The organism is Stenotrophomonas sp. YJH_SMC_20, from assembly GCF_059367845.1.
The window spans coordinates 67220-81363 of record NZ_JCAFRG010000013.1 but is presented as its reverse complement, the minus strand read 5'-3'; the positions used below and the strand labels follow the sequence as shown (position 1 = coordinate 81363).

The following is a 14144-nucleotide window of genomic DNA, read 5'->3' as shown; positions in this document are numbered from 1 at the left end:
CCATCAGTCCTACCCGCATCCACCGCAGAATGCAAAGCCTGCACACACTTCACGGCCCGGGGCAGGAGTAGGCTTGAGGCTTTCCTGCCGGGAGGGGTTGTCCATGCGTGTGCGTGCCGTCGCTGTAGCCATTGCCCTTTGCCTGTCCAGCACCGTGCTGGCCGCCGATACCCCGCCGATGACCCCGGATATCAGCGGCAAGCCCTTCGTTGCCCCGGATGTCGGTCGCGACTACGACAAGCGCGTGGTGATGGTGCCGATGCGTGATGGCACCAAGCTGTATACGGTGATCGTGGTGCCCAAGGGCGCCCACAATGCGCCGATTCTGCTGACCCGGACCCCCTATGATGCTGCCGGTCGCGCCAGCCGCAGTGATTCGCCGCGCATGCGCGACCTGTTGCCGCAGGGTGACGAGGTGTTCGTCGACGGCGGCTACATCCGCGTGTTCCAGGATATCCGCGGCAAGTATGGCTCCGAGGGCGATTACGTGATGACCCGGCCGCTGCGCGGGCCATTGAACAACACCAAAGTCGACCATTCCACCGACGCCTGGGACACCATCGACTGGCTGGTGAAGAACGTGCCGGAGAGCAATGGCAAGGTCGGAATGCTCGGTTCGTCGTACGAGGGTTTCACCGTGGTGATGGCGCTGACCGACCCGCACCCGGCACTGAAGGTGGCCGCACCGCAGAGCCCGATGGTTGATGGCTGGATGGGCGACGACTGGCTCAACTACGGTGCGTTCCGCCAGGTCAACTTCAACTATTTCGCCATGCAGACCGAGAAGCGCGGCAAGGGTACGCCGCTGCCCAGCCTCGGCTACGACGACTACAGCACCTTCCTCCGCATCGGCTCGGCAGGCGACTACGCGCGTTTCACCGGCGTGGACCAGTTGACCTGGTGGAAGAAGCTGGTCGAGCATCCGGCCTACGACGGCTTCTGGCAGGGCCAGGCGCTGGACGCGGTGATGGCAAAGACACCGCTGAAGGTGCCGACCATGTGGCTGCAGGGCCTGTGGGACCAGGAGGACATGTGGGGTGCCAACCACGCCTACCAGGCGATGGAAGGACGCGATAGCGGCAACAACCGCAATTACCTGGTGATGGGCCCGTGGCGACACAGCCAGGTGAACTACAGCGGCAGCGAACTGGGTGCGCTGAAGTTCGACGGCGATACCGCGCTGCAGTTCCGCCGCGACGTGCTCAAGCCCTTCTTCGACCAGTACCTGGTGGATGGCGCGCCGAAGGCCGATACGCCACCGGTGCTGATCTACAACACCGGCGAAAACCACTGGGACCGCCTGAAGGGTTGGCCGCGCAGCTGTGACAAGGGCTGTTCCGCCAGCAGCAAGCCGCTGTATCTGCGTGCCGGCGGCAAGCTGGCGTTCCAGGCGCCAGCGGCGGGCGAGGGCGACTTCGAGGAGTACGTGTCCGACCCGGCCAAGCCGGTGCCGTTCGTGCCGCGCCCGATCCGCTTCGGCGACCGCGACATGTGGACCACCTGGCTGGTCAAGGACCAGCGCTTCGTCGATGGGCGCCCGGACGTGTTGACCTTCATCACCGAACCGCTGACCGCGCCGCTGCGCATCGGCGGCGCGCCGGTGGTTCACCTGCAGGCTTCGACCAGTGGCACCGACAGCGACTGGGTGGTGAAGCTGATCGACGTGTATCCGGACCAGGAAGCGTCCACGCCGGAGATGGGGGGCTACCAGTTGCCGGTGTCGCTGGCGATCTTCCGTGGCCGCTACCGCGAGAGCTTCACCGATCCGAAGCCTCTGGCCGCCAACCAGGTGCTGCCGTATCGCTTCGATCTGCCCAACGCAAACCACACGTTCCAGAAGGGCCACCGGGTGATGGTGCAGGTGCAGTCCAGCCTGTTCCCGCTGTATGACCGCAACCCGCAGACTTACGTGCCGAATATTTACCTGGCCAGGCCGGGCGATTACCAGAAGGCCACGCAGCGGGTCTGGCACAGCGCGGCACAGGCGAGCTACATCGATCTGCCGGTGTATTGAAGCGGCCAGGGTGACGCCGGGCATGGCCCGGCGCTACCCAGGGATGTGCGGTGTCGGTAGCGCCGGGCCATGCCCGGCGGCGTTGGTAGTGCCGGCCGCTGGCCGGCATCCGCGATGGCGCAGGAGCGTGTCGACCAAGGTCGACACCTGCCAGGGCCCGGGCCTTCAGTCCACCTTCGATGGGCCCGTGCGCCAGCGGCTGGGCACCAGTCCGAAACGCTTGCGGAACGCCGCAGCGAAGTTGCTGGGATGGCGGTAACCACAGGCCGCAGCGGCCTGTTCAACTGTCCAGCCGTCCTCGCGCAGGCCCTGTTCGGCGTGGCGCATGCGCTGTTCGTGCAGATAGTCGAACACCGAGCTTCCATACTGCTGTGCGAAGTGGCGGCGCAGCGAACTGGGACTCATGCAGGCCAGCTGGGCCAGTTCGATCAGGCTGTGGGCATGGCTGGGGTCGTCATGCAGGTAGGCACGCACGCGCTCCAGCCGCTCGCGCTGGCCGGCGCGCAGTGTGCGTACATGCTCGGTCTGCATATCCTCGGCCTGGAGGCCGACGGCCAACACCTGCAGGGCCACGCCTTCGCGCCACAGCGCATCGATGTCGTCCTGCCAGGGACTGTCGAACAATTGGGCGAGCGTTGGCAGCAAGGCATGCGGAATGGCCCAGTGGCGGCACTGCAGAGGGGAATGAAGGACCCGTTGCAGTGCCGGCAGGCGCAGCATGTCCACGTCCAGATCGGCCGGTACGCTCAAGCTGACCCCGCGCAGGTGGCTGCCACCAGGATGCAGACCGGCCATGGAAACAGGTTCATGGTGACTTGTGGTCATGCCTGTGCCGGCGCGCAGCGTGAACCCCTTGCGACGAGGAAACTGGACATCCACTTCGCCCTGCAGCATCAGGCGGATGGTCAGGCCGGCACCGTGCACAGCGGTGGCCGTGTAGGTGAACCGGTTGTGCACGTCCGAGGCGATCAGGCCCAGGCCACCGCGCAGTGACTGCTCGTGGACGTCGCCACGCCCTGCCCATTGGTCGTCGCGCAGTTCACTCCCTTCGATCCGGTAGTCGTAGCCATGGCGTTCGCCGAAGTGGCGGTAATCAGCAAAAGTGAAATATCGGGACATCGCTCTGCGCAAACACAGGTTGAATTGGATGTGTCGAAGAAACTGGAAGTGTTTCCCATTGTCGCCGCGATTCGCGCGCTTTTGACCTCAATAAGGTCAAAACGATTGGCGATTACGGCCAAAGTGAAAATGCCGCCGAACATACGCCGGCGTTTTGCATGCATATCCGTACGTAATTCCATACATAAACTTCAGTTGAGGTCTTATGGCTGGAACGATCACCTGAAGATGCGATGTCAGCCTGGCCGTCACGGGCGCGCGCGTAGGGTGGGGCGGTTGGCTGTTGCAGGCCACTTCGATACCCCCACTGATGGAGAACGCAGATGATTGACTACCAGCTCACCGGCAAGACCGCGATCGTGACCGGCGGCGTGTCCGGTATAGGCCTGGCTGTGGCGCAGACCCTGGCGGCGTCCGGCGCGCGGATCTCGGTCTGGGATCTGAAGCAGGATGCGGTCGATGCCACCGTGGCGCAGTTGCGGGATGCGGGTGCACAGGCCATCGGCATCGCGCTGGACGTCACCGACGACGCGGCGGTGGAGGCAGCGGTGCAGCGCACGATCAAGGAACTCGACGGCCTGCACGTGGCGGTCAACAACGCCGGCATCAGCGGGCCGACCGCCGCCAGCGGTGACTATCCTATCGATGGCTGGCAGCGCGTGATCGATGTCAACCTCACCAGCGTGTTCCTGTGCCAGCGTGCGCAGATCCAGGCCATGCGCGCGGCCGGCACGGGCGGCAGCATCATCAACATGGCCTCGATCCTGGGCCAAGTGGGCTATGCCGGTTCCACTGCGTACGTGGCGGCCAAGCACGGCGTGGTCGGGCTGACCCAGACCGCAGCGTGGGAACATGCGGCTGACGGCATCCGTGTCAACGCAGTGGGGCCGGGCTTCATCAGCACACCGCTGCTGGAGAAGATGGACCCGAAGGTGCGCGCCACGCTGGAAGGGCGGCACGCGTTGAAGCGGCTGGGTACGCCGCAGGAAGTGGCCGCGTTGGTAGCCTGGCTGGCCAGCGACGATGCCTCGTTCGCGACCGGCACGTACTACGCCATCGATGGTGGCTACCTCGCGCAGTGATGCGCTGAACGCGGGTTACGGGGTCGCCGGGCATCGCCCGGCGCTACCGGGTGAACGCACTGTGGGGTGGCCTTCACCTCTGTGCCACGCATTCCACGCGACGCTCAGGGAAATTCCCGGAGCCTGCCCATGGAACTTACCCAGGATGTCTCGATCCTGCTGCGCGTAGCCGCAGCGATGCTGTTCGGCGGTGTGCTCGGTGTCGAGCGGGAAATGGGCAAGCACGCCGCCGGCCTGCGAACGCACATGTTGATCGCCGGGGCCGCCGCGTTGATCGTCGGTCTCGGCGACTCGGTGGCCGAACATTTCCAGCAGGAGCGTTACCGCGACCTGTTGCAGGTCGATCCGGTACGCCTGATTGAAGCGGTGGTGGCCTGCGTCGGCTTCGTGGCCGCCGGCACCATCCTGCGCGGCTCACGCGAGGACCAGGTCAGCGGCCTGACCACGGCCAGCTCGTTGATCATGGCGGCGGCCATCGGGATCGCGGTGGGGATCAGCAAGTACGTGATCGCCATCGGCGTGAGCGTGCTGTGCGTGCTGGTGCTGGCGGTGATGCGGCGGTTGGAGAAGCGGATTTCGTAGGGAAGGTCGCGTTGCCGGCCAGCGGCCGGCACTACCATGAAGTTTGTAATGGTCGGACCAATATGAAGGCTAGCCCTATGGTCTAATAGGCTCGTCGTCGGAGTGGCGGTTAAATCTGCTACAAGTGGTCTGATCGAAATCATCAATGGTAATACCAATGATCGACGGCCACGGCGACCCACCGCTTGCGGTGGGCTCCTCCGTTCCCAGTCGAGAATCTTCATGCAGCCCTGGCAACACCTGTACGACCCCGCCGGCAACCTGTGGTTGTCCAGCCTGATCGCGCTGCTGCCGATCGCGTTCTTCTTCGTTGCCCTGGCCGTGCTGCGCATGAAGGGCTGGCTGGCCGGCACGATCACCGTGGCCATCGCGCTTGGTGTGGCGCTGTTGTTTTACCGCATGCCGTTGGCCCAGGCGCTGGGCGCGGCCGGTTTCGGCTTCGTCTACGGCCTGTGGCCTATTGCCTGGATCATCATCGGTGCGGTGTTCCTCTACAAAGTTTCGGTCAAGACCGGGCAGTTCGACATCATCCGCGCTTCGATCCTGTCGGTGACCGAAGACCAGCGCCTGCAGATGCTGATGGTCGGCTTCGCCTTTGGCGCCTTCCTCGAAGGCGCGGCCGGTTTCGGTGCGCCGGTGGCGATCACCGCAGCGTTGCTGGTCGGGCTGGGCTTCAAGCCGCTGTATGCCGCCGGCCTGTGCCTGATCGTCAACACCGCGCCGGTGGCGTTCGGTGCAATGGGCATTCCGATCATCGTGGCCGGGCAGGTCACCGGCCTGGATGCATTCGAGATCGGCCAGATGGCCGGCCGCCAGCTGCCGTTCCTGACCATCATCGTGCTGTTCTGGATCATGGCGATCATGGATGGCTGGCGCGGCATCAGGGAAACGTGGCCGGCGGTGCTGGTTGCGGGTGGCTCGTTCGCCATCGCGCAGTACCTGACCTCCAACTTCATCGGCCCGGAACTGCCGGACATCACCGCGTCGCTGGCGTCGCTGGTGTGCCTGACCCTGTTCCTGCGCCGCTGGAAGCCGGTGCGGATCTTCCGCTTCGATACCGAAACCAGCGCCGAGGCGGCCGCACAGGCACTGGAAGCCCCCCGCTACAGCGTTGGCCAGATCGCCAGGGCGTGGTCGCCGTTCCTGATCCTCACCGCGATGGTCACGCTGTGGAGCATCAAGCCGTTCAAGTCGCTGTTCGCGGGGGATGGCCCGCTGGAAAGCTGGGTACTCAAGATCCCGGTGCCGGGCCTGGACCAGATGGTGCAGAAGATGCCGCCGATCGTGGATGCACCGTTGAGCTACGAAGCCGTCTACAAGTTCGACTGGTTCTCGGCCACCGGTACCTCGATCATCCTCGCTGCGGTGATCGCGATCATCGCGCTGCGCATGCCGGCCCGTTCGGCGCTGCGCACCTTCGGCGAAGCCGTGCGTGAGCTGCGCATGCCGATCTACTCGATCGGCATGGTGCTCGCCTTCGCCTTCATCGCCAACTATTCGGGCCTGTCGGCGACGCTGGCGCTGGCACTGGCGCACACCGGCGACGCGTTCCCGTTCTTCTCACCGTTTCTGGGCTGGCTGGGCGTGTTCCTGACCGGCTCGGACACCTCGTCCAATGCCTTGTTCTCGGCACTGCAGGCCACCACCGCACAGCAGATCGGCGTGTCCGACGTGCTGCTGGTAGCGGCCAACACCACCGGTGGTGTCACCGGCAAGATGATCTCGCCGCAGTCGATCGCCATTGCCTGCGCGGCGGTCGGCCTGGCCGGCAAGGAATCGGATCTGTTCCGCTTCACGGTCAAGCACAGCCTGATCTTCACCACGATGGTCGGCCTGATCACCCTGGCCCAGGCTTACTGGCTGACCTGGATGATTCCCTGAGCCATGCGCGGCTGGCCGACCACCCGCTGCGCGCTTCGGGCCACAATGGCGCCATGAGCACGCAACGTATTTCGGACAAGGTGGCTGCGCAGCTGCGCGGCCTGGTGCAGGAACAACAGCTGCGGCCGGGCGACCGGCTGCCGGCCGAGCGCACCCTGGCGGTGCAGCTGGGGGTCTCGCGCACCGCGCTGCGCGAGGCCATCGCGCAGCTTGCCAGCCAGGGTCTGTTGACCGCACGGGTCGGTGGCGGCACCTACGTGGCCGAGCCTGCGGCACGCGCGCGGCAGGCGCTGGATGAACCGCTGGCGCCGTACCTGCCGCTGTTCCAGGGCGACCCGGAATACCGCTTCGACGTGCTGGAGATCCGCCACGCGCTGGAAGGTGCCACCGCCTGGCATGCGGCGCTGCGTGCCACCGACGAGGACCGCGCGCGCATCGCACAGGCCTTCCAGACCATGATGGACGCGCACGGCAAGGACGACCCCACCGGCGAGGCGGAGGCCGACGCGGCCTTCCACCTGTCCATCGCCGAGGCCTCGCACAACCTGGTGCTGCTGCAGGTGATGCGCGGGCTGTTCGAACTGCTGCAGACCAACATCTCGCAGAGCCGCGAAAAGCTCTACACCTCGGCGAGGACCTTCTCGCCGTTGTCCGACCAGCACCGCGAGATGATGGACGCGGTGCTGGCGGGCGACCCCGAACGCGCGCGCGCCGCCGCGCATGCCCACCTCGAATTCGTGCACACCACGCTGCGCACCCTCGATGACAACGAAGCCCGGCGTGCGCGGGCCTCGCGCCTGCCTTCCCCACACGGTTGACCCCATGATCATCTCCGCCTCCACCGATTACCGTGCCGCAGCGCAACGCCGGCTGCCGCCGTTCCTGTTCCACTACATCGATGGCGGCGCGTATGCCGAGCACACGCTGAAGCGCAACGTTTCCGACCTGTCCGACATCGCGCTGCGCCAGCGCATCCTGCGCAACATGTCCGACCTGAGCCTGGAAACCGAGCTGTTCGGCGAAAGACTGGCGATGCCGGTGGCGCTGGCGCCGGTCGGCCTGACCGGCATGTATGCCCGGCGCGGTGAAGTACAGGCAGCGCGCGCGGCCGACAGCCGCGGCATCCCGTTCACCCTGTCCACTGTATCGGTGTGCCCGATCGAGGAAGTCGCCCCGGCCATCCAGCGGCCGATGTGGTTCCAGCTGTATGTGCTGCGCGACCGCGGCTTCATGCGCAATGCGCTGGAGCGGGCACAGGCTGAGGGCGTGACCACGCTGGTGTTCACCGTGGACATGCCGGTGCCGGGTGCGCGCTACCGCGATGCACACTCCGGCATGAGCGGCCCGAACGCCTCGCTGCGCCGTATCGGCCAGGCCATCACCCATCCGCACTGGGCGTGGGACGTGGGCCTGTTCGGGCGCCCGCATGACCTGGGCAACATCTCCACCTACCGCGGCAACCCGACCGGGCTGGAGGACTACATCGGCTGGCTGGGCAGCAACTTCGATCCCTCCATTTCCTGGAAGGACCTGGAGTGGATCCGCGAATTCTGGAAGGGCCCGATGGTGATCAAGGGCATCCTCGACCCGGATGACGCGCGTGATGCGGTCAAGTTCGGTGCCGATGGCATCGTGGTCTCCAACCACGGTGGCCGCCAGCTGGACGGCGTGCTGTCCACCGCACGCGCACTGCCGGCCATCGCCGACGCGGTGCAGGGCGACCTGAAGATTCTCGCCGATTCGGGCATCCGTACCGGCCTGGACGTGGTGCGCATGCTGGCGCTGGGTGCCGACACCGTGCTGCTGGGTCGCGCCTTCGTCTATGCGCTGGCTGCGCAGGGCGAACCCGGGGTGGCCAACCTGCTGGACCTGATCGCCAAGGAAATGCGCGTGGCGATGACGCTGACCGGCGCGCGCCGCATCGCCGACATCGGCCGCGATTCGCTGGCCAGCCTGCCATGAGTGGCCACGATGCGGTGCTGGCGCAGTTGCGCGATACGGTCGGCGGTCGCCATGTACTGACCGGTGACAAGGCCACGCGCCGCTTCCGTCGCGGCTACCGCTTCGGCGATGGCCCGGTGCTGGCGGTGGTGCGTCCGGGTACTTTGCTGGAACTGTGGCACGTGCTGCAGGCAGCGGTGCAGGGCGGCGCGGCGATCATTCTGCAGGCGGCCAACACCGGCCTGACCGGCGGCTCGACCCCGGACGGCGATGACTATGGCCGGCCGATCGTGCTGGTCAGCACGCTGCGCCTGACCGGCATCCAGTTGTTGAACGAAGGCCGCCAGGTGCTGTGCCTGCCGGGTGCCACGCTGGACCGCCTGGAGCAGACGCTGGCCCCGCTGGGTCGCGAACCGCATTCGGTGATCGGCTCGTCCTGCATCGGTGCCTCGGTGCTGGGCGGCATCTGCAACAACTCCGGCGGTGCGCTGGTGCGACGTGGCCCGGCCTATACCGAGCTGGCACTTTACGCGCAGGTCGACGCGGAGGGCCGGTTGCAGTTGGTCAATCATCTGGACATCGCGCTGGGTGACACGCCCGAGCAGATCCTGCAGCGCCTGCAGGCCGGTGACTACACGGCCGCCGACGTGGGCGATGGCGACGGCCGTGCGGCTTCCGACCCACGCTATGCCGAGGAAGTGCGCAAGGTCGACGCCGATACCCCGGCACGCTTCAATGCCGACCCCAGCCGCCACTTCGAGGCAGCGGGATCTGCCGGCAAGCTGGCAGTGTTCGCGGTGCGCCTGGACACCTTCGAAAAAGAGGCTGCAGAGGTCTTCTATATAGGCAGCAACCGCACCGACAGCCTCACCGCGATCCGTCGCCAGCTGCTGACCGGCTTCGAGCGCCTGCCGATTGCCGGCGAGTACATCCACCGCGATGCCTATGACATCGGCGAGCGCTACGGCAAGGACAGCTTCCTGCTGATCGACCGCCTTGGCACTTCCCGCGTGCCCGCCGCGTTCGCGTTGAAGAGCCGTGTCGATGGCTGGTTCGAGCGGTTGGGCCTGCGCGGCGTGACCGACCGTGTGATGCAGGTGCTGACGGGCCTGCTGCCCTCGCACCTGCCCAAGCGCATGGGCGAGTTCCGCCAGCGCTACGAGCATCACCTGTTGCTGAAGGTCTCTGCCCAGGACGCTGCGGAAACCGAGGCCTGGCTGCGCAGCTTCTTCGCCGGCCACGAAGGCGGCTATTTCCACTGCACGGCGGAGGAGGGACGCAAGGCGTTCCTGCATCGCTTTGCCGTGGCCGGTGCCGCGGTGCGCTACCGTGAAGTGCATCGTGACCAGGTGCAGGACATCGTCGCGCTGGACATCGCGCTGCGACGCGACGATGCCGACTGGTTCGAGCAGCTACCGGCGGATATCGACGCGCGCCTGCTGCACAAGCTGTACTACGGCCACTTCCTGTGCCACGTGTTCCACCAGGACTACATCGCGCGCAAAGGTGAAGACCCGATGGCGATCGAGCATGCGATGTGGGCGCTGCTGGACCAGCGTGGCGCCGAGTATCCGGCCGAGCACAATGTCGGCCACCTGTACCCTGCCAAGCCTGCGCTGGCGGGCTTCTACAGGCAGCTGGACCCGAGCAATACGTTCAACCCGGGCATCGGCCAGACCTCGAAGGCCAAGGGGTGGGGTGGCTGCGACTGTAGTGGGCATTGACGGATACAAACTGGCTTTGCTGTAGAGCCGAGCCTATGCTCGGCTGCTCTTTCCGACAGACAGCAGTCGAGCATGGCTCGACTCTACAACGGCAGCGGTTACCATCTGGATCCCACGAGCAGGAATCTCCTCAATGCCCATCATCGTTGCCCGCACGACCATGGGCGTCGCATTGCTGGCGACCCCGCTGCTGGCGCTGGCCCAGTCCGCGATCCTGCCGCAGCAGCGCGATACCGCCGGCAATGTGATGGAGCCGCTGGGACAGGTGCTGATCGCGAGTGAGACTGGACCGTCGGGGCTTTATGACTGCACGCGGGACGGCAACTGGTGCATGCGCGTGCAACCGGTTGCCGAGGAGGGTGACCGGCCGAGCGTGCTGGAAGTGCTTGAGAAGGTGCAGGGCCGGGGCAAGCCGCACACCTACCACGTCAGCATCGACGTGCCGCAGGAAAGCGAGCTGTCGCTGTGGCCATGGATCGTGCGGCTGGCCCCTGGCGTGGGCAGCGATGAACCGGTGACCGACCCGCAGCAGCGCGCCCGCCAGAATGTGCTGGTGGGCGGCATCGTCACGTTCAGCACCATGTACTCCGGTGGAGGTGCCGATGCGTCCACGCTGCAGTTGGCACGCGTGCGCCACCTGCAGGACGACATCCAGGTGGACGACGACGTGCTGACCGTGCCATGGCTGGGCAATGCGATGATCCGCGCCTGTTTCAGCGAGCAGGACATCAGGCAGCGCGCCGGTGCCTGCCACGACGAATACGGCTTCTCGGCGAAGCTGGCGCTGGACACGGCTGCCGAGGGTATGCCGGTGCTGCGCTACCAGACCGTGGCGACCCGGTTCCCGGCCGGTGTTTCGCGCTTCGAGGATTCGCTGGCCAAGGGGCCGCTGAAGAAGAAAGACCTGCGCACCGAGCAGGATCCGGCGTGCACCTATACGCGGTTGTTCCATTTCCGCGAGGGCATGTTCCACCCGGACCAGGCGCTGCCGGACTGCGCCGGCTATACCGAACCCTGAAGTGTAGAGTCGAGCCATGCTCGACTCGGGTTCTCGCGTGGCCCGGCCGCAGAGCAGCCGAGCGTGGGCTCGGCTCTACAAAAACTGAGGCGGCGCTTACTCGCAGCGGGTGGCGGTGATGACGTTGTCCTTGTCCACGAACACGCGCAGGCGGTCCTGGCGGATGTCCTTGGTGGTGATGGTGCTGGGGCCGATCGGGTTGACCAGGCCGGCACCACTCTCGCGGGACAGGCGGCGGATGTTGGGCTCATTGGCCGGCTGGCCGATCGCCCAGCCCAGCTGGCTGGCGTCGCAGCGGCCGCTGCCTTTGACTTCCGGGCCAGGGGTGCTGACGCAGGCCGACAGCAGCAGGGCAGAGGCCGGCAGCAACAGGGACAGACGGAATGCGGACATGCGAGCGCTCCTGCGCAGGGGAAGATGACGGGAACGATAGCACCGGGCGTGCGAAAGGCGTCAGCGATCCGGTCATTGCCGGCACAGCGTGGTCATTGCATAGTGGGAGCAATGGCTGGCAGTACGCCAGCAGGCAGGCCGGGCCCTTCCGGCGCAGGTGTTGGGTACGGTATGACGTCAGGCAGTTTCCGCGGCAAGAACAAGACGATGACGGCGCTGGCGCTGGCGCTGGCGCTGTCGTTGCTGGGCGTGGCGTCTGCCGCCTCCGCTGCCGATCCGGAACCTGCGGCGGTCGAAACCCCGGTGTTCGGCGCCTGGCGCAACCTGCAGACCGAAGCGGGCTACGAGCCTGCGCAGCGTAATCTGGCCTTTGCCATGCTGCCGCAGGCGGCGACCCGTGGCGACCGTTTCGCTATCCTCGACCGTGAAGGCAAGCGGACGGTGTGCTGCCTGCAGGTGGCCAGCCCCTCGCTGGGGGTGGCCGCGCTGCGTGAGCAGTACCACCTGCCGCAGGCCTGGGTGACCGACCTGAGCAATGGCCGCAGCCCGGTACGTCCCTATGTGCCGCACGTCTATGCGATGCAACGGGTGGACGAACTGGCCGACTACAGCTTCGCCGACGTGCCGGGCGCCTACAGCGACCTGGGCGGGCTGCTTATTCCCGAAGGTGCCGCGCTGGAGGCCGACGGCAGCGCCGTCCGCCTGGGGGACATTCGCTATCCGCTGCATTTCCAGCGTCAGCCGCACGCCGATGACGACGGCGCGCTGGATCGCTACAGCCTGCAGGCGGGTGAGGGCGAGGCACCGATCGTGGTTGAAGTGCCGTTCGGCACCTACTGATTGCAGCAGCGCACTGGCTAGAATGCAGCGCGGCGCTGTGTGCCGTGCCTGTTCCGTGAGTTGTTTCCGTGTCCCTGCGCCCCTTCCTGCTGCCGTCCCTTCTGCTCTTGTCTGCCTGTGCAAGCGCGCCGCCGCCACCGGCTCATGCCGATGCGCTGTGGCGGTTGATCGAGCGTGACTGCCGTGGCGCTGGAGGGCCCCGGGGTGACTGCCTGCGGGTGGAGCCGGCCGCAGACCGCCGCGATGTGCTGGTCAAGGACGCGCACGGCGACTACCAGTTCCTGCTGATGCCGCTGGACAAGGTCAGCGGTATCGAGAGCCGCAGCCTGTACCAGCGCGGTGCACCGAACTACTTTGCTGCGGCCTGGCAGGCGCGCAGCCACACCGAGCAGGCCTTGCGGCAACCGCTGCCGCGCAACGTCGCGAGCCTGGCGTTGAACTCGCCGCACGGCCGTTCGCAGCACCAGCTGCACATCCACGTGGATTGCCTGCGTGCCGACGTGCTGCAGGCGTTGGACGCGCATGCCGCTGCCCTGGGCAGCCGCTGGGCACCGCTGCCGGTGCCGCTGCGTGGTCATCAGTACCAGGCCCGCCTGTTGCCGGGCGCGGAACTGACCGCCAATCCGCTCAATCTGCTGGCCTATGACCTCGCCGGCGTGGACGACGTGGGCCAGTGGAGCCTGGTGGTGGCGGGACGGGATCCGGTGCAGGGTGGCCCGGGTTTCATCCTGCTGGCCACCCGTGTGGACCCCGGCACCGGTAACGAGGCCAGCGCTGAAGAGCTGCAGGACCACGCCTGCGCGGTGCTGACCGGCGCAGGCGCATCGCTGGAGCGGGTCCGCTAACTCTCGGGGTGCTGGCGGCTGCGCCAGACCGGCGCGGTCAGCGCCAGCAGCTGGCGATCCTGCCAACCGTCCAGATCCAGGTGATGGTCGCGCAGCAGCCCTTCCTGTTCGAAGCCGAAGGCGTGCAGTGCAGTGGCGAACGGGCTGCTGCAGTCCGGTGGCAGCATCACGAACAGGCGGTGCACGCCCACATCCTCGAAAAGGAACGGGCACAGCGCCCGCAGCGCTGCATCCGCGTGCGGGTGCCAATGCTGCAGCGACAGCAGCTCGGCGCAGCGCGTCTGCAAGCACTGCAGGCGGACATGCAACTGGTCCAGTACTGTGCCGTGCTCGTCATCGAATACTCCCAGCATCAGCTGATCGTTGTCCTGCTCCAGCCGCGAACGGTGCATGTGGGCCAGGAAGCGGGCTTCCTCGTCGATACCCGCCGGATGGCGTCGGCCGCGCCGGCGGCGATCATCGAACAAGCGCCAGCGCGGCAGGTCGGTACGCTGGAACGGGCGCAGGGTGACCGGTGCGGCCTGCAGCTGCAGCAGGTGACGGCGCAGCACCGGCCGCAACGGGGGGAGAAGCGGGGTGGGATACGGGATCATCATCCCCGGCACGATGGCCGTGCCCGCCCCCCTGCACCATTCAAAACATTGCAAAAATGCGGTGAGCGGCGCCGGGGGACTGATTCGGTTCAGGCATAAGGCCATCAGGCCT

General features: G+C 66.4%; 13 protein-coding genes. 10 read left to right on the top strand and 3 right to left on the bottom strand.

Annotated elements, in window-relative coordinates; translation table 11 throughout:
- Positions 1–103: 103 nt before the first annotated feature.
- Positions 104–2014 (top strand): CocE/NonD family hydrolase, encoded by a 1911-nt coding sequence (locus AC5P6A_RS18855; protein WP_346715252.1) that lies wholly within the window; start codon positions 104–106, stop codon positions 2012–2014.
- Between the two features lie 165 nt (positions 2015–2179).
- On the opposite strand, the gene AC5P6A_RS18850 is transcribed toward AC5P6A_RS18855, so the two are convergent.
- Positions 2180–3133: a helix-turn-helix transcriptional regulator gene (locus tag AC5P6A_RS18850; protein WP_058981829.1), complete on the bottom strand. Its 954-nt coding sequence runs from the start codon at positions 3131–3133 to the stop codon at positions 2180–2182.
- Between the two features lie 323 nt (positions 3134–3456).
- On the opposite strand from AC5P6A_RS18850, the gene AC5P6A_RS18845 reads away from it, so the two are divergent.
- From AC5P6A_RS18845 to AC5P6A_RS18815, 7 genes are all read left to right on the top strand, one after another.
- Positions 3457–4215 carry an SDR family NAD(P)-dependent oxidoreductase gene (locus AC5P6A_RS18845; RefSeq protein WP_346715253.1) on the top strand — a complete coding sequence of 253 codons (759 nt, stop codon included), beginning with the start codon at positions 3457–3459 and terminating at the stop codon, positions 4213–4215.
- Between the two features lie 129 nt (positions 4216–4344).
- Positions 4345–4797, top strand: a complete 453-nt coding sequence (locus tag AC5P6A_RS18840; protein ID WP_005413774.1) for an MgtC/SapB family protein — start codon at positions 4345–4347, stop codon at positions 4795–4797.
- 222 nt (positions 4798–5019) lie between these two features.
- Positions 5020–6678 (top strand): L-lactate permease, encoded by a 1659-nt coding sequence (gene lldP / locus AC5P6A_RS18835; protein ID WP_155029747.1) that lies wholly within the window; start codon positions 5020–5022, stop codon positions 6676–6678.
- A 53-nt stretch (positions 6679–6731) separates the two neighbouring features.
- The gene (gene lldR / locus AC5P6A_RS18830) at positions 6732–7496 is read left to right on the top strand and encodes a transcriptional regulator LldR (protein WP_005417039.1); all 765 of its coding nucleotides are present in this window, start codon (positions 6732–6734) and stop codon (positions 7494–7496) included.
- Positions 7497–7500: 4 nt separating this feature from the next.
- Positions 7501–8640 carry an FMN-dependent L-lactate dehydrogenase LldD gene (lldD, locus tag AC5P6A_RS18825; protein ID WP_332328934.1) on the top strand — a complete coding sequence of 380 codons (1140 nt, stop codon included), beginning with the start codon at positions 7501–7503 and terminating at the stop codon, positions 8638–8640.
- Positions 8637–10343 carry a D-lactate dehydrogenase gene (dld, locus tag AC5P6A_RS18820; protein ID WP_346715254.1) on the top strand — a complete coding sequence of 569 codons (1707 nt, stop codon included), beginning with the start codon at positions 8637–8639 and terminating at the stop codon, positions 10341–10343. Before lldD ends, dld begins: the two co-directional genes overlap by 4 nt.
- A 133-nt stretch (positions 10344–10476) precedes the next feature.
- Entirely contained in the window at positions 10477–11361 is an 885-nt protein-coding gene (locus AC5P6A_RS18815; protein WP_180877653.1) for a hypothetical protein, read from the top strand.
- Positions 11362–11457: 96 nt separating this feature from the next.
- Here AC5P6A_RS18815 and AC5P6A_RS18810 read toward each other — a convergent pair whose 3' ends face one another.
- Complete coding sequence (locus tag AC5P6A_RS18810) at positions 11458–11754, bottom strand: I78 family peptidase inhibitor (RefSeq protein ID WP_010485066.1); 297 nt, start codon at positions 11752–11754, stop codon at positions 11458–11460.
- Between the two features lie 171 nt (positions 11755–11925).
- On the opposite strand from AC5P6A_RS18810, the gene AC5P6A_RS18805 reads away from it, so the two are divergent.
- Both AC5P6A_RS18805 and AC5P6A_RS18800 read left to right on the top strand, forming a co-directional pair.
- Positions 11926–12594, top strand: coding sequence for a decarboxylase (locus AC5P6A_RS18805; protein WP_180877654.1), 669 nt, complete (start codon positions 11926–11928; stop codon positions 12592–12594).
- Between the two features lie 68 nt (positions 12595–12662).
- Positions 12663–13439: a CDP-diacylglycerol diphosphatase gene (locus AC5P6A_RS18800; protein WP_171952736.1), complete on the top strand. Its 777-nt coding sequence runs from the start codon at positions 12663–12665 to the stop codon at positions 13437–13439.
- Here AC5P6A_RS18800 and AC5P6A_RS18795 read toward each other — a convergent pair.
- Complete coding sequence (locus tag AC5P6A_RS18795) at positions 13436–14035, bottom strand: GNAT family N-acetyltransferase (RefSeq protein ID WP_021204478.1); 600 nt, start codon at positions 14033–14035, stop codon at positions 13436–13438. The genes AC5P6A_RS18800 and AC5P6A_RS18795 overlap by 4 nt on opposite strands.
- Positions 14036–14144 lie beyond the last annotated feature (109 nt).